Source organism: Streptomyces sp. LBL, from assembly GCF_029893585.1.
GTDB lineage: Bacteria > Actinomycetota > Actinomycetes > Streptomycetales > Streptomycetaceae > Streptomyces.
This window is the reverse complement of sequence record NZ_JARXYX010000011.1, coordinates 1-18,457: the sequence shown is the minus strand read 5'-3', so window position 1 is coordinate 18,457 and position 18,457 is coordinate 1. Positions and strand designations below refer to the sequence as shown.

Below are 18,457 nucleotides of genomic sequence, written 5' to 3'. Positions count from 1 at the left end.
GGCGCCCCTGCCGGCATCGGCACTTCCGGCCGACCCGGTCCCACCGCTCTCCCCAACGCCCGTGGCTGCGTCGCTCGCGTCGGTCCCACGGGGACCTCGGGACCCACCGGACGGCCCGTTCTCGGGCGCCCGCCCAACTCCGGGCGGCGGCCCCGCCTCGGGCGGTCGCGTGTCCTCCGGTTCCCGGAGCCCGTCGGGCACCCGCAGATACGGATTGGTGGCCGGATTCGGCGGCCGACGGTACGGCGAGCGGGGCGAGTACGGCCCGGATTCACCCGCGTATGCCCCGCCGGGCTTTCCCGCGTATCCCCCGCCGGGCCCACTCGCGCGAGGTTCTCCGGCATCTGCCGCGTATGCCTCTCCGGCATCTCCGAGGTACGCGCCCCGCCCGGACTCTCCCCCGTAGGAACCGCTTCCGGCCCTCCCGGTTCCCGCGTACGGCCCCCCGGGCTCACCGCCGTAGGGACGCCCACGCTCCGCCGCGTACGGATCTCCCGACTCACGCTCATAGGGCCGCTCCGGGTCACGCTCATAGGGCCCCTCCGGGTCACCCTCGTACGGCCGCCCAGGTCCCCCTTCGTACGGCCGCCCAGGTCCCCCGGCGTACGACTGCCCAGGCTCCCCTTCGTACGGCCGCCCAGGTCCCCCGGCGTACGACTGCCCAGGCTCCCCGCCGTACGGCCGCCCCGGCTCACCTCCGTACGACTGCCCGGACGCCCCGCCGTACGGTCCTCCGCCCTCAGCCGGGTACCGACGCCCTGCCTCGTCCGCGTACAGCCCCGAGGACTCCCCCTCGTGCGGCGGACCCCCGGCCACACCCCCGTATCGAGCACCCGCGCCGCTCCCAGCGACAGGCGCCCCAGACCCCCGCACCCCCACCACGTCCCCCCGCGCCAGCGGTGCCGCCCGCTGCCCGGCCGCACCCGTCGCGCGGGCGAGCAGAGCGCCGAGGGTTCCCGCGGCCGCTCCCCACAGCGCGCCGAGGAGCAACGCCATACCGAGGTGCCCGTGGAGGTCGACACCGGCGCCGAACGCGTCGAAGCCCAGCACGGACATGGACGCGTCCACCGACACCTCCGTCAACCATGCGAGCAACGGCAGGGTCAACGCGGTCGCGACCCCCAGCCGCAGCGCACAACGCCCCGCGAAACCAAGGACACCCGGCCCTCGTACACCTCCAGACCCTGCCCCCGCACCACCACCCGCAGCGAACCCCGCCCCCGCAGCAGACGCAGCACCCCCAGAACCCGCACCCCAGCCACCGCCAGACCCCGGATCCGGCCGCCCCGCAGGCGCCCTCAGACCAGAATCCTGCCCCTGCCCCTGCCCCTGCCCCAGTCCCAGTCCCAGTCCAGAACCAGACCCCCCACCCTCCACAGCCCCCGTCGGGCCCCCCACAGCCCCCGCAGAGCCCCCCACCGACCCCCCGCCCGCCCGCACCGGCGTCCGCGCAGCCGTCAACACCCCCGCGAGCAGCATCATCAACCCCGCCGCCACCCCCAGCAGCCACACCCGCCCGTCCAGCTCGGCCAGCCGGCCCATCGTGACGGACTGGTGGGGGCCGCTGCCCAGCAGGTCGTCCAACGGGTCCGGAAAAAGCCTGGTCAGCTCGCCGGTGGCCTTGCCGTCCCAGGGGACGAACAGGCCGATGGGAATGCCCAGCCAGACTCCGTTCGGCGCGCCCAGCAGCGCAGCGCCGGCGATCCGCCGGGGATGGTCGTCCCCGATCGCCGCGTACGCCGCAGCCGCGAGCCCCGCGGCCACCGCCACCAGCAGCACGGTGACGAGCGCGGACACGGCCGGCCGGACCACCCGGTGCAGGGACTCCCAGCCGCGCGGCAGCGGGGTCCGGCGCGAGGCCAGCAGCGCGATCAGCAGGATCCCGGCGGACCAGCCCACTCCGCCGAGCAGCGTCGGCGCGGTGTCCACCGTGAAACCGACCGCCGCCTTCGCGCCGATGAGGCCGCCGATCTTGTCCGGCAGCAGCCCTCCGATGTCCCCGATGTCACCCACCCCGGGGATCTTGATGCCCCCGCCTCCGCCCCCACCGCCGCCGGGCAGGTCGTCGAGCCCGAGCGAGCTCCCGTCGATCGTGATGACGTCGTGCCCCGCCCAGGCCAGCCCACCCAGCATCGCCACGAACAGCGCGACCACCGCGCCCGCGCGCGCGAGGAGTTCGGAGGGGGCGATCACAACTCCGGCCGTGCGGAGGGAGCGTAGGAAGAACCACGACAGCAGCAGCCCGCCCACCAGGCTGACCCCCAGTGGCGTGATCTCGATGGCGGTCGCGGCCTCCGCGCCCGTCAGACCGAACGCGGACACATCGCCGGACGGTGTGACGGAACCACCCGCCCCAAGGGCCACCACCGCCGCGGTCATCGGCCCCAGCGAGCCCGCCGTGTCCGCCGCCAGCAGATGCAGGCCCAGCGCCGCCGTGCCCGCCATCCCGATCAACGCCCAGCTCACGGAGGCGATCGCGGAGAGCAGGATGTCACCCCACGGCAACCGAGTGCCGTGCTGCGTCGTCTCAACGCTCATGGACGCACTCATGGACGCACTCATGGCAGACCCCCCGATCCGCGGCACGGCCGGCGGCCGCGCATGTCCCCCTCGCGTGGATTACCACTCTCCGGCCCGGTTTGAACCCAGTCAACGGAAACAGTCGAAGCGGGCGTATCCCTTCTTCACAAGGGCCGACTTTCGGTCGGAGGGCCGAGCCTGAAATAGTTCCCGACGATGTTCGACATCCCTAGACTCCCCTCTGATGGGGGTAAATCGGGGGACTACTCAGTGGGGCATGGAGTGCCGGAACTCGTACTGGAATTGAACGGACGGACCTGGACGCTCGATGCGTCCAGGCCATACACCCTCGGACGTGATCCGCAGGGGGACGTCGTGCTCGACGACGCCAGGGTGTCGTGGCGGCACGCCACGATCAGCTGGAGCGGCCGGGGTTGGGTCATCGAGGACCACGGCAGCACCAACGGCACGTTCGTGCGGGGGCAGCGGATCCATCAGATGGAGATCGGTCCCGGCTCGTCCGTGCACCTCGGCAACGCGACCGACGGACCGCGCCTCGACCTGCCCGGCGCCGCGGCGGCCGTCGCCGCGCCGCAGGCCCAGCCGCAGCAACAGCCGTACGCGGCCCAGGGCGCGGGCCCCGGCTGGGCGGCGGCCCCGCCGCAGCAGGCACAGCAGGCCCCGCAGTCACATGCCCCGCAGCCGCAGGCCCCGCAGGCCGGCTGGCAGCAGCCGCAGCAGGCCGCGCCGCACGTGCCGCAGCAGCAGGGTCCGGGCGAGCAGCACGCGCAGCAGGCCCCCGGTGGTGGCGCGGGGGCGCCGCCGGTCTACGGCGACCGCAGCCCGACCACGTTCCACCAGTTCTCGCTGGGCCGCGTGATGCGTATCGGCCGCGCCCTGGAGAACGAGCTGGTCGTCTCCGACCTCCAGGTGTCCCGCCACCACGCCGAGTTCCACGCGACACCCGACAGCCGCTTCGAGATCCGCGACCTGGGCTCGCACAACGGCACGTACGTCAACGGCCAGCCGATCGCCAAGGGCGGCTCGCAGCTGCTCGGCCCGAACGACATCGTGGGCGTCGGCCACTCCACGTTCCGCCTCGTCGGCGACCGTCTCGAGGAGTTCGTCGACACCGGTGAGATCTCCTTCTCGGCCCGCCATCTGACCGTCACGGTCGACGGCGGCAAGCAGATCCTCAAGGACGTCTCCTTCGGCGTCCCGGAGAAGTCGCTGATCGCGGTCATCGGCCCGTCCGGCTCGGGCAAGTCGACCCTGCTCAAGGCGCTCACCGGCTACCGGCCCGCCAACCAGGGCGATGTCCTCTACGACAACCGGAATCTCTACAAGCAGTTCGCCGAGCTGCGCCAGCGCATCGGTCTGGTCCCGCAGGACGACATCCTGCACAAGGAACTGACCGTCAAGAAGGCCCTCAAGTACGCGGCGAAGCTGCGCTTCCCGGCCGACACCACGTCCGCCGAGCGGCAGGCCCGCATCGACGAGGTGCTGCGCGAGCTGAAGCTGGACATCCACAAGGAGAAGAAGGTCACCTCCCTCTCCGGCGGACAGCGCAAGCGCGTCTCGGTGGCTCTGGAACTGCTCACCAAGCCGTCGCTGATCTTCCTGGACGAGCCCACCTCGGGCCTCGACCCGGGCATGGACCGCGATGTCATGCAGCTGCTGCGCGGCCTCGCCGACGACGGCCGTACGGTCCTCGTCGTCACCCACTCCGTCGCCGAACTCGCCCTGTGCGACAAGCTCCTGGTGATGGCACCGGGCGGCGCGGTCGCCTACTTCGGTCCGCCGGAGGAGGCACTGAACTTCTTCGGCTACGACACCTGGGCCGACGTCTTCTCCGCCTTCGAGAACTACCGCGACTACGACTGGGCGGGCCGCTGGAAGGGCTCGCAGCACTACCAGATGTACGCCGCGGACATCGACGCCGTCGCACCACAGTCCGTAGAGATGCCGCCCAGGCAGGCGATGAAGCCGCCCAAGCCGCAGGGCTGGATGTCCCAGTTCATCACCCTGGTGCGCCGCTACACCTCGGTGATCGCCTCCGACAAGGGCTTCCTGGCGCTGATGGTGATCCTGCCGGCGGTCCTGGGCGCGGTGAGCCTGCTCATCGACTCCGGCAACAGCCTGCTGCCCAACCCGGCCAACGCGCAGGGCCGGATCATCCCGAACGGCACGGCCACCACCGTCCTGCTGATCCTCGCGGTCGGCGCCTGCTTCGCCGGCGCGGCCAACTCGGTCCGTGAGCTGATCAAGGAACGGGTCATCTACGAACGGGAGCGCGCCACCGGCCTGTCCCGCTCCGCGTACCTGATGTCCAAGGTGTTCGTGCTCGGCGTGATCACCGTGCTGCAGGGTCTGCTGGTCGGCGTCATCGGCTTCGCCAGCCGGGAGATCCCGAAGCAGGGACTGGTCCTCGGCAGCGCCACCATGGTGGAGCTCTCCATCCCGATCATGGCGTTGGGCTTCACCTCGATGATGTTCGGCCTGATCATCTCCTCGCTGGTGAAGACCGCCGAGAAGACCATGCCGCTGCTGGTCATGTTCGCGATCATCCAGGTCGTGTTCACCGGCTGCCTGTTCGCCCTGAACGGCGCGGTCGGCGTCAACGAGTTCTCATACCTCATGCCGTCCCGCTGGGCGGTCGGTGCGGCGGGCGCCACGCTGGACTTCAACAAGATCAGCCCGCCCGAGGAGGGTGGCGCCAACGACCCCCTGTGGGAGCACACCGTCGGAGCCTGGGGCATGGACATGGCCGCCCTGCTCGTCCTCGGCGTGATCTGCGGCTTCTTCGTGTCCCGCTTCCTGCGCCGCCACGAGCCCGAGGTCATGCGCAAGTGATCGACGCCGTACGACGTGCGGCTCTGGTACGACGGTGAAGGGCGGCATCCCAGCGGGGGTGCCGCCCCTCGGCGTAGAAGAGGCCCGCGCGGCCTCAGTACGCGCTGTTGACGTTGTCCATCGAGCCGTACTTGTCGGCCGCGTAGTTCGCGGCGGCGGTGATGTTGGCGACCGGGTTGTATATGTCCCAGGACGTGCCCGAGACGTGGTACGCCCGGAACGTCGGCGGGATGACCTGGAGCAGCCCCTTCGACGGGATGCCGTTGATGGCGTTGATGTCCCAGTTGTTGATCGCGTTCGGGTTGCCCGAGGACTCCCGGATGATGTTGCGGTACAGACCGTTGTACGAACCCGGGATGCCCTTGGACTTCATGATGTCCAGGGATTCCTTGATCCAGCCGTTGAGGTTGTTGGTGTAGGTCTTCGCGGCTACGGGCCTGACATGCCTGAGATGGGTGCGCTTGGCGGACCGGTTCGCGGCCTTCTTCGCCCTGTGCGCCCGCTCGGCCTTCTTCTTGGCGGCGGCCTCGGCGGCCTTCCTCTTCGCGGCGGCCTTGGCCTTCGCCTCAGCCTTCGCGGCGGCCTTGGTCTTCGCCTGGGCCTCCGCCTTGGCCTTCTCCTGCGCCTCCTTGGCCTTGCCCTGCAGGCTGGAACCGGCGAACTGCTCGGTGAAACCCTTGTGCGGGCCCTGGAGCTGCTCGGAGCTGTACGTCACCCGTGTCGGGGTGACCGCCGCCTCGGACGTGGTGGTGTGGCCGCCGGGCACCGCGGTGAAGACGATCGAGGCGGCACCGAGCGCGGCGACCCCGCTGATCCCGATCTTGTGCCTACGGGTCAGAGCCTTGTACCTACGGGCCAGGGTGCGACTTCGGTTCTTGACGTCCTGGAGCATGCGGGGCATGGGAGGCATGGGAGGCATGGAGAGCATGGCGGGATGGACCTCTTCGAATAGCGCGGAGGTCGCTCGCGGTCCCACGGGGACGCTGGTGCTTCCGGCACAAACGCCGCGGGCGGAACCCACGGCGCTGAGCGACGGCAGCCATTCTTAGCGGCCGCAAAAACCCCAGGCAAAGGTGTGACATACGATGTCGGGTAGTGGATCAGGGAAGGGCAAAACGGGACAGACTAGAACGTCTGCCCCGTTCATGTCGGAGGGGTTTGTCTCCTATTTCCCCTAGTACGTGACCTGCGCCCTATGTCCGGGCTCACATCGGGCCATGTGCGGTCTCACCATCAGTTGCTGGCGCAATGCTCTGTGTGAGGCTCCGGCTCCTCCTTCGGGAGGATGAGGTGCACGTCCCCGAACTCGTGCCACAGGTAGCGCTCACGCAGAGCCTCTTCGTAGCCAAGGGCGACAGCGGTCCGCCCGGCGATCGCCTCCAGCATCAGCAGATGAGAGGCCTCCGGATCGTGCAGCCCGGTCACCAGGCCGTCCACCACCCGCACCCCGCGCTCCGGTGTGATGACGAGATCGGTCCACCCGGCACGCGCGCGTACGACGCCGTCCGGGTCGGCCGCCGACTCCACGGCCCGGACGGCCGTCGTACCGACCGCCACGACCCGCCCACCTCGCCCGCCCTGTCCTGCCGTCACCGCGTTGATCAACCGCGCCGAGGCCTCCGGCACCGCGAACCGCTCCGGATACGGCGGTTCGTGCGCCTGGGCCGAGGCCACCCCGGTGTGCAGCGTGATCGGCGCGAACTGCACACCCCGGGCCACCAGCTCCGCCACCAGCCGTGCGGTGAAGGGCCGCGCCGCACTCGGCATCTCCGCACTGCCCGACCCGTCCGGCGACGGCAGCGCGAACACCGTCTGGTACACGGACAACGGCTGGTCCCGCTCCGTGTAGGCGTAACGGATGGGCCGCCCGTACTCCCGCAGCAACCGCAGGACCCCCGCTCCGAAGACCCGGGCCCACCACAGCCGCTCGCTGCCCGCGTCCACCGGCTCCTCCAGCACCAGCCGCACCCCCGCCGGCAGCAGCACCTCCGCCCTCGCAGGCCCACCCGCCCGCGCGCGCGTGGTGCCCGTTCCGTCGGGATCCCGCAGCTCGACCGCCCACCGTCCGTCGTCCCCGCGCGTGGAGAAATGCACCACCACGCGCGCGTGCCCCATCCGCCCGTCCACGGCGGCGGCCAGCGTCACAGAGGTGTTGACGACCAGCAGGTCCCCCGCCCGCAGCAGCCGGGGCAGCTCCGCGAACGCGTGGTGGGACACCTTCGTGCCCCGCGACACCAGCAGCCGTACGCGGTCCCGGCCCCACCCCGGCCCGCGCTGCTCGGCCGGCACCCGTGCCGAGAGCTCCTCCGGCGCCCTTCCCCACCCTCGAACGGGCTCGGGCGGGGGAACCCCCCTCGCCAGCGTCATCGGGACTCCAGCAGGGCGGGGGCCCCATAGCGGCCGCTCGCCGGCCGCTCGTCCAGCAGCCGCAGGAACGCCGGGACCACGCCGACCGGCTCCGGCCGCGGGTCCTCGTCGTCCGGTACGGCCGCCGCGTACAGGTCGGTCGCCATGTCCCCGGGGTCGACCGCCCAGACCCGCAGCCCGGGCTCCTCCTCGCCCAGCACCGCCGCGAGATGGTCCAGGGCCGCCTTCGACGCCCCGTAGCCGCCCCATGTCTCGTAAGCCTCGGCGGCCGCGTCCGAGCTGACCGTGATCACCGTGCCCGCCTCGGACGCCCGCAGCTGGGGCAACGCCTCCTGGACCAGGCCGAGCGCGGCCACCACGTTCACCTCCAGCGCCCGTCGCAGCCCCTCCAGGGGCAGCCCCTCCAGCCGGACCAGCGGCTCGGCGCCCAGCGCGCTCGCGTTGTTCACCAGCAGATCGACCCCGCCGAGCTTCCACGCCGCGGCCACCAGCTCGCTGCGGTGCCCGGCGTCCGCGACGTCCCCGGGCAGGGCCGTGACGCGCGTCCCACGGGTCGACACGGCCCCGGCCGCCTCCGTGAGGGCCTCGATACCCCTGGCGTCCAGCACCAGATCCCACCCCCGCGCGGCCAGGGCCTCGGCCAGCGCCCGCCCCAGCCCCTTCGAGGCCCCCGTGATGATCGCTACCGGCATGACACACGTCCCCTCGTTCCTCGGCGCCTCCCGATCGGCGTACCGCCAACGTAGGAACAGGGCCACCCGGGCCGCGTCGGACGCGGGCCGCAAACCGGCGAGGCCCTTCGCCCTAGGACTTCCGGCCCAGCCGGCGGCCACCACCGGGCCGATACGGACTGTCACCCCCCGCCGGTACCGTGAGGGCATGAGTAAAGGCCCTCCGTCCGGCCTCGCCGCGGTGAGTTCCGCGCTGCTGGCCATGAGCAGGCGTTTGGAGGTGCGCGACGTCCTCAAGACGATCGTCGCCTCCGCCCGTGAGCTGCTCGACGCGCAGTACGCCGCCCTCGGTGTCCCCGACGACCACGGCGGCTTCGCCCAGTTCGTGGTCGACGGCGTCAGCGACGCGCAGTGGAAGGCCATCGGCCCGCTCCCGCGCCAGCACGGCATTCTCGCCGCGATGCTGCACGAGGCCCGGCCCGAGCGGCTCGCCGACGTGCGCAAGGACCCCCGCTTCGAGGGCTGGCCCTCGGCCCACCCCGAGATGTCCGACTTCCTGGGACTGCCCATCCGTGACGGCGACGAGGTCATGGGCGCCCTCTTCCTCGCCAACAAGCTGCGCCCTGAGGGGGGAGAGCCGGCACACTCCCCGAGCTCCACACCAGAGGGAAGGTGCGGCTTCACGGAGGAGGACGAGGAACTGCTGGGCATCCTCGCCCAGCACGCCGCCATCGCCCTCACCAACGCCCGCCTCTACGAACGCAGCCGCGAGCTCACCATCGCCGAGGAACGCTCCCGGCTCGCCCACGAACTCCACGACGCCGTCAGCCAGAAGCTGTTCTCCCTGCGCCTGACCGCCCAGGCCGCCGCCGCCCTGGTCGACCGAGACCCGTCCCGCGCCAAGGGCGAACTCCACCAGGTGGCCGTGCTCGCCGCCGAGGCCGCCGACGAACTGCGCGCCGCGGTCGTCGAGCTGCGCCCGGCGGCCCTCGACGAGGACGGCCTGATCGCCACCCTCCGCACCCAGATCCAGGTCCTCGACCGAGCCCACACCGCGCGCGTGACCTTCACGAGCCACGGTGTCCGCGCCCTGCCCGCGGCCCAGGAGGAGGCAGTGCTCCGCGTCGCCCAGGAAGCACTGCACAACGCTCTGCGGCACTCGGGCGCCGAGCACGTCGACGTGACCCTGGACCGGAGCGGCGGCGGAGCCGTCCTGCGCGTGGCGGACGACGGCAGCGGCTTCGACCCGAACGGGATACGCCGCGCGGGACGCCACCTCGGTCTGGTCTCCATGCGGGACCGGGCCAGCGGCGTCGGCGGCACGCTGACTGTGGAATCGGAGCCCGACAAGGGCACCACGATCGAGATGGAGGTCCCCGGTGGCTGAACCGATCAAGGTCCTGCTCGTCGACGACCACCAGGTGGTCCGCCGGGGCCTGCGCACGTTCCTCGAAGTGCAGGACGACATCGAGGTCGTGGGCGAGGCGGCCGACGGTGCCGAGGGCGTCGCCCGCGCCGAGGAACTCAAGCCCGACGTCGTCCTCATGGACGTCAAGATGCCGGGCATGGACGGCGTCGACGCCCTGCGCAAGCTCCGTGAACTCGACAACCCCGTGCGCGTGCTCATCGTCACCAGCTTCACCGAACAGCGCACGGTCGTCCCGGCCCTGCGCGCGGGCGCCGCCGGATACGTCTACAAGGACATCGACCCCGACGCCCTCGCCGGTGCCATCCGCTCCGTCCATGCGGGCCACGTGCTCCTCCAACCCGAGGTCGCGGGCGCCCTGTTGTCGCAGGAGGAGAACCACGCCGGCCAGGGCAGAGGTGGTTCGCTCACCGAGCGGGAACGCGAGGTGCTCGCGCTGATAGCGGACGGCCGCTCCAACCGCGAGATCGCCCGGGCGCTGGTCCTGTCCGAGAAGACGGTCAAGACCCATGTCTCGAACATCCTGATGAAACTCGACCTGGCGGACCGGACCCAGGCCGCCCTGTGGGCCGTACGCCACGGCGTGACCGGCTGAAACGCGCCCGGCGCCCGCGCGGGGGCGCCAATACGGAGGGTTCCACTCCAGTCTGAGATTCATACCGTCGTGGGAATGTCCCCCGGATGGCGCATCCTTCGCGGATCTCGGCCGTTCTCCAGTGCGTGCTGCGGCGATCGCCGCAGTGATCGCTAGGGAGGGCTCAGAAGTGAAGAACCTGAAGAAGGCAGCGGCCGTGACGATGGTGGCCGGCGGGCTGATCGCCGCCGGTGCCGGAATGGCTTCCGCCACCGACGCGCACGCCGACGGCAAGGCCGTGGGCTCGCCGGGCGTCGTCTCGGGCAACCTCATCCAGGCCCCGGTGCACGTCCCGGTGAACGCGGTCGGCAACAGCGTGAACGTCATCGGCGTGCTGAACCCCGCCTTCGGCAACCTCGGCATCAACCGCTGACACCGGTTGCCGAACGGGCAGTGACCTCCGGCCTCCCGGGCCCACCCGGGAGGCCGGTCCTTTGGCTGCCGAAGATCCCGAACGGGCAGCGCGCGGCGCACGACCCGCGGCCGGGGTCGCACACGCAAGGCCCCACGAGTCAAAGGCGACCCGCGGGGCCTTGCGCGCATGGCGTGACCCTCTCAACCTGTCAGGTTCAACCCGTCAGGCGTGCGCGCACAAGGCAGATCAGGCAGTTCAGACCAATCCACGGTCCTAGGCCAGAGCCCCAAAGACCCTCGCCCCAAAGGCCCTTGCGCCGACGCCGATCGCGTAGAAGCCACCGCTCACTGCACTCCCCTCTCCCGCTCCTCCACATACGCGTTGTACGCAGCGACCTGCGCCCGCCGAGCCGTCCGCTCCACCGGCCGCAGGGCATCAGAACGCGCCCCCATCTCAGCGGAGCTGACCGCCCCTCCGTGCCCGTTCTCGCCGGCCAGCGAAATGAGCAACCCCACCCGCTGCGCAAGCTCCAGCACCCGCACCGCCCGCGGCGGATACGCCGGCGCCAACACCTCCCGCCCTTGCTCGGCCCGCGCCCGATACGCCTCGACCGCCGCCTCCGCCACCGGCCCGGACCCGGCCACATCCAGCCGCGTCAGCACGTCGGTCGCCTCCCGCAGCGCCTCCGCCAGCTCCCGCTCGGCCTCCCCGAGCGACGGCACATCGGCAGGCGGCGCCTCCCGCACCGGCAGCACATGCCACACCACCTCGACATGCACATCCCCCTCGGGCCCTGCCTCGTACACCTCAGGCACCAGCCCCAGCGCGGCTCCGTGGCAGATCACCGCTTCCTCCGCGTCCAAAGCCCGAGCGTTGAACTCCGGGGGCCCGCTCAGTCCCAGTGGATGCCCGGGCGCGGGCAGTGCGACCCGTAGCCCGGTCACCCCGAGCGACCGCAGCCGCCCCAGCGCGAGCGTGAGACCGACGGGCGCCGACTCACCCGGCAGCCCCTCCACCCGGTGCACGGCGTCCTCCCCGACGATCGAGAGTACGGCGTCATCAGGAGAGACAATTCCGGCCAACAGGGCATTTCCCCATGCGGCGAGGCGTCCAGAGCGTGGTTCCGTGAGCATGCTCCCACCCTAAGGACCGGACCGATGGACAGGGGCGCCCGACCGGTGGCGTAGATTTCCATGAGGGCTGCGCCCACCGGCGCGGCGCACCGAGCCACAGGCTTACGCGACAGCCGAGACCGGCCACACTGCAAGGGGAGACAACGCGCTCATGAGCGATGTTCTGGAGCTTCAGGACGTATCCGTGGTCCGCGAGGGCCGGGCTCTGGTGGACCAGGTCTCGTGGTCGGTGAAGGAGGGCGAGCGCTGGGTCATCCTCGGACCGAACGGCGCCGGCAAGACCACCCTCCTGAACGTCGCGTCCAGCTACCTCTACCCCAGCAAGGGCACCGCCGGCATTCTCGGCGAGACCCTCGGCAAGCCCGGCACCGACGTCTTCGAACTGCGCCCGCGCATCGGCATGGCCGGCATCGCCATGGCCGACAAGATGCCCAAGCGCCAGACCGTCCTGCAGACGGTGCTGACGGCCGCGTACGGCATGACGGCCGGCTGGCAGGAGGAGTACGAGGAGATCGACGAGCAGCGCGCCCGCGCCTTCCTCGACCGCCTCGGCATGAGCGACTACATGGACCGCAGGTTCGGCACGCTCTCCGAGGGCGAGCGCAAGCGCACCCTCATCGCCCGCGCCCTGATGACCGACCCCGAGCTGCTGCTCCTCGACGAGCCCGCCGCCGGTCTCGACCTCGGCGGTCGCGAGGACCTCGTACGCCGGCTCGGCCGCCTCGCCCGCGACCCCATCGCCCCCTCGATGATCATGGTCACCCATCACGTCGAGGAGATCGCCCCCGGCTTCACCCACGTCCTGATGATCCGCCAGGGCAAGGTCCTCGCCGCCGGCCCGCTGGAACTCGAACTCACCTCCCGCAACCTCTCCCTCTGCTTCGGACTCCCGCTCATCGTCGAACAGGTCGGCGACCGCTGGACCGCGCGGGGCCTTCCGCTGTCCTGAATCGCCAACTCCGGTGAAAAGCCTGGCAAGAAGCTGTCCCCAGGTGCACGGCGCCCTGTTGGTGACAGGCCCCGCAGCCCTACCATGACCTCGTGAACGACATCGACGCATGGGTGTGGTGGCTCGTCGGCGCGGCAGCGCTCGGAATCCCGCTCGTGGCGACTGCGATGCCGGAGTTCGGCATGTTCGCGGTGGGCGCCGTGGCCGCCGCGATCGCGGCCGCACTGGGCGGGGGAGTGGTCGTCCAGGTGCTCACCTTCGTGATCGTCTCGGTCGCCCTCATCGCCGTCGTACGGCCCATCGCCGCCCGACATCGTTCCGAGCGACCCCGACTCGCCACCGGCGTGGACGCGTTGAAGGGCAGACAGGCCGTCGTCCTGGAACGTGTCGACGGCACCGGCGGCCGCATCAAGCTCGCCGGCGAAGTCTGGTCGGCCCGCTCCCTCGACGCCGGTCACGCCTACGAAGTGGGCCAGGAAGTCGACGTCGTTGAGATCGAGGGCGCCACCGCGATCGTGATGTGACCTCGTACGACGTAACTGAACAGAACGGCCACGAGGCCCGCGACGGTCTGTCAGACTCGACCAGCAAGATCTTCAACAACCATAAGATCTTCCGAAAGCACCGAGGCGGAGAAGGGTACGGGGAGCACGATGGAACCGGTCATCATCGTCTTGATCATCCTGGTGGTGTTGGTCTTCATCGCCCTGATCAAGACGATTCAGGTCATCCCACAGGCGAGCGCCGCCATTGTCGAGCGCTTCGGCCGTTACACGCGGACACTCAACGCGGGACTCAACATCGTCGTCCCGTTCATAGACACCATCCGCAACCGCATCGACCTGCGTGAACAGGTCGTGCCGTTCCCGCCCCAACCGGTGATCACCCAGGACAACCTGGTCGTCAACATCGACACCGTCATCTACTACCAGGTGACCGACGCCCGGGCGGCGACCTACGAAGTCGCCAGCTACATCCAGGCGATCGAGCAACTCACCGTGACCACGCTCCGCAACATCATCGGCGGCATGGACCTGGAACGGACGCTGACCTCCCGCGAGGAGATCAACGCGGCCCTGCGCGGCGTCCTCGACGAGGCCACCGGCAAGTGGGGCATCCGCGTCAACCGCGTGGAACTGAAGGCCATCGAGCCGCCGACCTCCATCCAGGACTCGATGGAGAAGCAGATGCGCGCCGACCGTGACAAGCGCGCCGCGATCCTCACCGCCGAAGGTACGCGCCAGGCGGCCATCCTCACCGCCGAGGGTGAGAAGCAGTCCCAGATCCTGCGCGCCGAGGGTGAGGCCAAGGCCGCCGCCCTGCGCGCCGAGGGCGAGGCCCAGGCCGTGCGTACGGTCTTCGAGGCCATCCACGCCGGCGACGCGGACCAGAAGCTCCTCTCCTACCAGTACCTCCAGATGCTGCCGAAGATCGCCGAGGGCGACGCCAACAAGCTCTGGATCGTCCCCAGCGAAATCGGCGACGCCCTCAAGGGCCTGTCCGGGGCCATGGGTAACTTCGGCGGCATGGGCGGCGGTTCGGGCGGCGGCGGCAACGGCGGCGGCAACGGCAACAGCGGCGGCACGGAACGCCGCGAGAAGCCGTCGATCGACTGACGCCACTTGAAACGAACGTTCCCCGCACCCCCCAGGGGGCGCGGGGAACCGCGCGACCAGCCACAGACCGCCCGCAGCCGCCCAACGACCGCAGCCGCCGAACGACCCGCAGCCCTACGCCGCTTCCCGTGCCAGCCAGTCCGGCAGAGCCCGCAGGTCCTCGCGCCCGAGGGACAACAGCATCGCGTCCGCCGGAGTCGGCTCGAACGGCAGCCGCAGCAAGGGCATGTCCGCCTCCTCCGGAGTCCGGTTCGCCTTGCGGTGGTTGTCCGGCGCGCACGAGGCCACCGTGTTCAGCCAGGTGTCCTGACCACCCTGTGACCGCGGCACCACGTGGTCCACGGTCGTGGCCCGCCTGCCGCAGTACGCGCACCTGTACCGGTCCCGGACCAGAACACCCCGCCTCGACCAGGGCGCTTGTCTTCGGAAGGGCACCCTCACATACCTGCACAGCCTGATCACCCGAGGCGCCGGTATGTCCACCGCCGCTCCCCGCATGCGCAGTTCGGGGTGTGACTGCTCGACCACGGCCTTGTCCTGAAGCACCAGAACGACGGCTCGGTTCAACGTCACCGTCGACAGCGGCTCGAAGCTCGCGTTCAGTACCAGCGTGTCCCGCATGACCAGCCCACCTCCCGTGGCACCCGCCCACCCCACGGCGGACTGGGATCAACTCTGGCCGGGCACGCCGAGATGGACAACGAAATAAAAAGTGCCCGCCCCTGATCACTTCCAAGACCAGGGGCGGGCAAACGTTCCACGAACGTCAGGCTTCGGCGGGCACCTCGTACTCACCGATCAGCTGGGCACGCGCGACCGTGTGGAACCTCAGATTGAAGCCCACGAAGGCGGGAGTGGCGTCCGCATCCGGACCCAACGTCTCCTGGTCAACGGCGTACACCGTGAAGACATACCGGTGCGGTCCGTCCCCGGGCGGTGGCGCAGCACCACCGAAGTCCTTCGTCCCGTAGTCGTTGCGCGCCTGCACGGCCCCCTCCGGCAGCCCCTCGAACTTCCCGCTGCCCGCTCCCACCGGCAACTCGGTCACCGAGGCCGGGATGTCGAACACGACCCAGTGCCAGAACCCGCTGCCCGTCGGGGCGTCCGGGTCGTAGCAGGTCACGGCGAAGCTCTTGGTCTCGGGCGGAAAGCCCTCCCACCGCAGCTGCGGCGAGGTGTTGCCGGCCGCGTAGACCTGAGTGTCCTTGAGCGTCGCGCCCTCCGCGACGTCCTCGCTCGCCACCGTGAACGACGGAACGGGCGGATGAAAGTCATGGGGGAGCGGCCGCCTCTTGAGCTCGGTCACCTCGGTACCTCCTGATCGGTTCTGGAGTCAGTGATTCCGAGCTTAGAACCAGTTGCGCCTGCTGCCGACCTCGGACAGCCACTGGTTGAGGTACGCCGTCCAGTCGGTGCTCTGGTAGTCGTGCAGACCCACCTGGAAGGAGCGGAAGGTGTCACTGCCCTCGCTGAACAGGCCAGGCTTCTTGTCCATTTCCAGGATGACGTCCATCGCATTCGAGTCGGCGATGAAGCTCAGCTCGACCTGGTTCAGGCCGCGGTACTGCTGCGGCGGCAGGAATTCGATCTCCTGGTAGAAGGGCAGCCGCTGGCGGGTACCCCGGATGAGGCCACGCTCCATGTCCGCGTTCTTGAATCGGAAGCCCAGCTGGATGAAGGCGTCCAGGATCGCCTTCTGCGCCGGCAACGGGTGCACGTTGACCGGGTCCAGGTCACCCGAGTCCACCGCGCGGGCGATCGCCAGTTCGGTGGACACCCCGATGTGCATACCCGGAAGCGCGTGCCCGTCGATCGTAGTGATCGGCGTCTCCCACGGAATCTCCAGCCCGAACGGCACCACGTGTACCGCGCCGGCCTTCAGCTCGAAGGCACCGCCGAGCCGCTCCTTGGTGAACTCGATGTCCTGCTTGTACTCCTGGTCGCCGCTCTCCACCTCGACCTTGGCCTGCAGCCCGACCGACAGCGCCTCGATCTGCTGGTCGACGGACCCGCCCTGGATCCGCACCTCGCCCTGGACGACACCCCCCGGAACGACGTTGACCTCGGTCAGCACCGTTTCCACCGAAGCCCCGCCGGCCCCCAGGCTTGCGAGCAGCTTCTTGAACGCCATGTCTCTCCCTCTCCAGGCGACCCATAGGGCGCCGCCAGTTCCGTCGTCCTGCTTCTGCGAGTGGACGCTGATCCTTAGAAACGCGATCCGGTCGTGACCGGTTCCGCGTCCTCACCCTGGCAAGGCGCACGCCCCAGCACCACCCGGTTACGTCCACCCGTCTGCACTACCCTCGGACGGCATGATCGCGACCCCCGACCGTACGCCCGTGCCCAGAGAGTTCTTCGACCGCCCTGCGCTGGAGGTCGCCCCCGACCTCCTCGGCCGACTGCTCGTCCGCTCCACCCCGGACGGTCCGATCACCCTGCGCCTGACAGAGGTCGAGGCCTACGACGGCCCGAACGACCCCGACTCACACGCCTCTCGCGGCCGCACGGCCCGCAATGACGTGATGTCCGGTCCCCCTGGACACGTGTACATCTACGTCACCTACGGCATGTCTGGTCGGTCGGCATGAACGTTGGGCATCTCGCTCACCCCGCTGAAGAAGTCGCCCCCAAGCTGCTCGGTGCCATCCTCACCCACGAGACACCCGAGGGAACCGTGAGTATCACCATCACGGAGACCGAGGCGTACTCCGGTACGGCCGACCCCGCCTCCCACGCCTACCGAGGCAGGACAGCCCGAAACGCCGTCATGTTCGGACCCGCAGGACACCTGTACGTCTACCGGTCTCACGGTCTCCACTGGTGCGCCAACATCGTCACCGGGGCAGACGGCATCGCTTCAGCTGTCCTCATCCGGGCAGGCAGGGTCATCGAAGGGGAAGAGCCGGCACGCAAGCGGCGAGGGGGCAAGGTCGAGAGTCCACGTCTCGCCCGGGGGCCGGGGAACTTCTGCCAAGCGCTCGGCATCACGGCAGAGCACAACGGCACAGACCTACTGACAGGCGCCTCGGTCGCCCTGTCCGAGGGCGAGCCAGTACCCGCCGCACTTATCCGGGTTGGTCCCCGGGTAGGTGTGAGCAAAGCCCACGACTGGCAGCACCGCTTCTACCTCGCCGGTGATCCAACGGTCTCGGCGTACCGACTGAGCCCGAGAGCCAAGCCGTCCAGCGGAGCCTGATCGTCGAGGGTGCCGAACTGGCGGCAGACGCCGACTCCCGGCCCGGAACGACAAGGAACTGGCCAAAGGACCGGCCGGTCCGGCCACGGCCCTGGGAGTGGACCGAGCTCTGGACGGCACGGACGCGTGCGCCTTGGGCGGAACACCACGGAGGGTCCTCAGCGGTACCGCGGTGGCCTCCGACCAGGTACGCAAGGGCCCGTGCACGGGTGTGGCAGGCGAGGGCGGCAACGGGGACGTCCACCCGTGGCGCTTCTGGATCGCCAACCACCCGACGGTGGGCCCCTATCGGGCTCACGTGCCGAGGCGGCGCCGAAGTTGACGCGTTCAGGGGAGGCGCGTAACGTAGCCCGAGCCGCTGAACCGGGTACGGCAATCGCCAGCAGCCGGAGCGGCCAACCCACTACCTACGACTTCCCCTCAGCGGGGACGAATTCGGCGTGCCTGCATGTCTGAATTCACGACCGCGGAGCTTGATTATGAGCTGAGCGGGGAATCGGTTAACGTAGTGAATGTCGAAAGGCCGACGAGCGAAAGCCAAGGTTTTATGGCACTCCCGCCGACTGGGAATCAGGCCCGAAAGGATCTGATAGAGTCGGAACCGCCGGAAAGGGAAACGCGAGAGCGGGAACCTGGAAAGCACCGAGGAAATCGGATCGGAAAACGATCTGATAGAGTCGGAAACGCAAGACCGAAGGGAAGCGCCCGGAGGAAAGCCACGAGAGAGTCTCTCGGGT

At 69.9% G+C, this 18,457-nt stretch carries 15 protein-coding genes and 3 pseudogenes; 10 read left to right on the top strand and 8 right to left on the bottom strand.

The genetic code is table 11. The annotated features are described in order from the left end of the window. Positions 1-882: 882 nt before the first annotated feature. A pseudogene (locus tag M2271_RS15270) lies at positions 883-2,550 on the bottom strand (streptophobe family protein); the annotation flags it as partial. A 252-nt stretch (positions 2,551-2,802) separates the two neighbouring features. Between M2271_RS15270 and M2271_RS15265 the strand changes: the two are divergent. Further along, positions 2,803-5,373: an FHA domain-containing protein gene (locus tag M2271_RS15265; protein WP_280887738.1), complete on the top strand. Its 2,571-nt coding sequence runs from the start codon at positions 2,803-2,805 to the stop codon at positions 5,371-5,373. Between the two features lie 94 nt (positions 5,374-5,467). Here M2271_RS15265 and M2271_RS15260 read toward each other — a convergent pair whose 3' ends face one another. The 3 genes from M2271_RS15260 to M2271_RS15250 all read right to left on the bottom strand — a co-directional run bounded on the left by M2271_RS15260 (position 5,468) and on the right by M2271_RS15250 (position 8,432). Further along, positions 5,468-6,265: a transglycosylase SLT domain-containing protein gene (locus M2271_RS15260; RefSeq protein WP_280887925.1), complete on the bottom strand. Its 798-nt coding sequence runs from the start codon at positions 6,263-6,265 to the stop codon at positions 5,468-5,470. Between the two features lie 341 nt (positions 6,266-6,606). Continuing rightward, positions 6,607-7,740: an S-adenosylmethionine:tRNA ribosyltransferase-isomerase gene (locus M2271_RS15255; RefSeq protein ID WP_280887737.1), complete on the bottom strand. Its 1,134-nt coding sequence runs from the start codon at positions 7,738-7,740 to the stop codon at positions 6,607-6,609. Beyond that, on the bottom strand, positions 7,737-8,432 hold the full coding sequence (locus M2271_RS15250; protein WP_280887736.1) for an SDR family NAD(P)-dependent oxidoreductase: 696 nt from the start codon (positions 8,430-8,432) through the stop codon (positions 7,737-7,739). The genes M2271_RS15255 and M2271_RS15250 overlap by 4 nt, the downstream gene beginning before the upstream one ends. Positions 8,433-8,619: 187 nt before the next feature. On the opposite strand from M2271_RS15250, the gene M2271_RS15245 reads away from it, so the two are divergent. The 3 genes from M2271_RS15245 (at position 8,620) to chpE (ending at position 10,844) form a co-directional block, all read left to right on the top strand. Then, complete coding sequence (locus M2271_RS15245) at positions 8,620-9,798, top strand: GAF domain-containing sensor histidine kinase (RefSeq protein WP_280887735.1); 1,179 nt, start codon at positions 8,620-8,622, stop codon at positions 9,796-9,798. Then, positions 9,791-10,432: a response regulator transcription factor gene (locus M2271_RS15240; RefSeq protein ID WP_280887734.1), complete on the top strand. Its 642-nt coding sequence runs from the start codon at positions 9,791-9,793 to the stop codon at positions 10,430-10,432. Before M2271_RS15245 ends, M2271_RS15240 begins: the two co-directional genes overlap by 8 nt. Before the next feature lie 169 nt (positions 10,433-10,601). Then, a complete protein-coding gene (gene chpE, locus M2271_RS15235; RefSeq protein ID WP_280887733.1) occupies positions 10,602-10,844 on the top strand; it encodes a chaplin ChpE in 243 nt (80 codons plus the stop codon). A 326-nt stretch (positions 10,845-11,170) separates the two neighbouring features. Here chpE and M2271_RS15230 read toward each other — a convergent pair whose 3' ends face one another. Next, positions 11,171-11,959, bottom strand: a complete 789-nt coding sequence (locus M2271_RS15230) for a hypothetical protein (RefSeq protein ID WP_280887732.1) — start codon at positions 11,957-11,959, stop codon at positions 11,171-11,173. A gap of 151 nt (positions 11,960-12,110) precedes the next feature. On the opposite strand from M2271_RS15230, the gene M2271_RS15225 reads away from it, so the two are divergent. The 3 genes from M2271_RS15225 to M2271_RS15215 all read left to right on the top strand — a co-directional run bounded on the left by M2271_RS15225 (position 12,111) and on the right by M2271_RS15215 (position 14,524). After that, positions 12,111-12,908, top strand: coding sequence for an ABC transporter ATP-binding protein (locus M2271_RS15225; protein WP_280887731.1), 798 nt, complete (start codon positions 12,111-12,113; stop codon positions 12,906-12,908). A 92-nt stretch (positions 12,909-13,000) separates the two neighbouring features. Next, complete coding sequence (locus M2271_RS15220) at positions 13,001-13,432, top strand: NfeD family protein (RefSeq protein ID WP_280887730.1); 432 nt, start codon at positions 13,001-13,003, stop codon at positions 13,430-13,432. Between the two features lie 129 nt (positions 13,433-13,561). Further along, on the top strand, positions 13,562-14,524 hold the full coding sequence (locus tag M2271_RS15215) for an SPFH domain-containing protein (RefSeq protein ID WP_280887729.1): 963 nt from the start codon (positions 13,562-13,564) through the stop codon (positions 14,522-14,524). 114 nt (positions 14,525-14,638) lie between these two features. Here M2271_RS15215 and M2271_RS15210 read toward each other — a convergent pair whose 3' ends face one another. The 3 genes from M2271_RS15210 to M2271_RS15200 all read right to left on the bottom strand — a co-directional run bounded on the left by M2271_RS15210 (position 14,639) and on the right by M2271_RS15200 (position 16,655). Beyond that, positions 14,639-15,145 (bottom strand): HNH endonuclease, encoded by a 507-nt coding sequence (locus M2271_RS15210; RefSeq protein WP_280887728.1) that lies wholly within the window; start codon positions 15,143-15,145, stop codon positions 14,639-14,641. 145 nt (positions 15,146-15,290) lie between these two features. Further along, the gene (locus tag M2271_RS15205; RefSeq protein WP_280887727.1) at positions 15,291-15,830 is read right to left on the bottom strand and encodes a YbhB/YbcL family Raf kinase inhibitor-like protein; all 540 of its coding nucleotides are present in this window, start codon (positions 15,828-15,830) and stop codon (positions 15,291-15,293) included. A 42-nt stretch (positions 15,831-15,872) separates the two neighbouring features. After that, positions 15,873-16,655 carry a sporulation protein gene (locus tag M2271_RS15200; RefSeq protein WP_280887726.1) on the bottom strand — a complete coding sequence of 261 codons (783 nt, stop codon included), beginning with the start codon at positions 16,653-16,655 and terminating at the stop codon, positions 15,873-15,875. A 181-nt stretch (positions 16,656-16,836) separates the two neighbouring features. Between M2271_RS15200 and M2271_RS15195 the strand changes: the two are divergent. The 3 genes and pseudogenes from M2271_RS15195 to M2271_RS15185 form a co-directional block, all read left to right on the top strand. Then, positions 16,837-17,094 (top strand): annotated as a pseudogene (locus M2271_RS15195) (DNA-3-methyladenine glycosylase); the annotation flags it as partial. 14 nt (positions 17,095-17,108) lie between these two features. Continuing rightward, positions 17,109-17,720 carry a DNA-3-methyladenine glycosylase gene (locus M2271_RS15190; RefSeq protein WP_280887725.1) on the top strand — a complete coding sequence of 204 codons (612 nt, stop codon included), beginning with the start codon at positions 17,109-17,111 and terminating at the stop codon, positions 17,718-17,720. Next, positions 17,720-18,042, top strand: a pseudogene (locus tag M2271_RS15185) (DNA-3-methyladenine glycosylase); the annotation flags it as partial. The gene M2271_RS15190 and the pseudogene M2271_RS15185, both read left to right, overlap by 1 nt. Positions 18,043-18,457: the final 415 nt, after the last annotated feature.

Excerpts from the sequence above, each read along its gene's own strand:
- M2271_RS15260 (WP_280887925.1), bottom strand. The coding sequence starts at position 6,265 with ATGCTCCAGGACGTCAAGAACCGAAGTCGCACCCTGGCCCGTAGGTAC.
- M2271_RS15255 (WP_280887737.1), bottom strand. The coding sequence starts at position 7,740 with ATGACGCTGGCGAGGGGGGTTCCCCCGCCCGAGCCCGTTCGAGGGTGG.
- M2271_RS15250 (WP_280887736.1), bottom strand. The coding sequence starts at position 8,432 with ATGCCGGTAGCGATCATCACGGGGGCCTCGAAGGGGCTGGGGCGGGCG.
- M2271_RS15245 (WP_280887735.1), top strand. The coding sequence starts at position 8,620 with ATGAGTAAAGGCCCTCCGTCCGGCCTCGCCGCGGTGAGTTCCGCGCTG.
- M2271_RS15230 (WP_280887732.1), bottom strand. The coding sequence starts at position 11,959 with ATGCTCACGGAACCACGCTCTGGACGCCTCGCCGCATGGGGAAATGCC.
- M2271_RS15225 (WP_280887731.1), top strand. The coding sequence starts at position 12,111 with ATGAGCGATGTTCTGGAGCTTCAGGACGTATCCGTGGTCCGCGAGGGC.
- M2271_RS15215 (WP_280887729.1), top strand. The coding sequence starts at position 13,562 with ATGGAACCGGTCATCATCGTCTTGATCATCCTGGTGGTGTTGGTCTTC.
- M2271_RS15210 (WP_280887728.1), bottom strand. The coding sequence starts at position 15,145 with ATGCGGGACACGCTGGTACTGAACGCGAGCTTCGAGCCGCTGTCGACG.
- M2271_RS15200 (WP_280887726.1), bottom strand. The coding sequence starts at position 16,655 with ATGGCGTTCAAGAAGCTGCTCGCAAGCCTGGGGGCCGGCGGGGCTTCG.
- M2271_RS15190 (WP_280887725.1), top strand. The coding sequence starts at position 17,109 with ATGAACGTTGGGCATCTCGCTCACCCCGCTGAAGAAGTCGCCCCCAAG.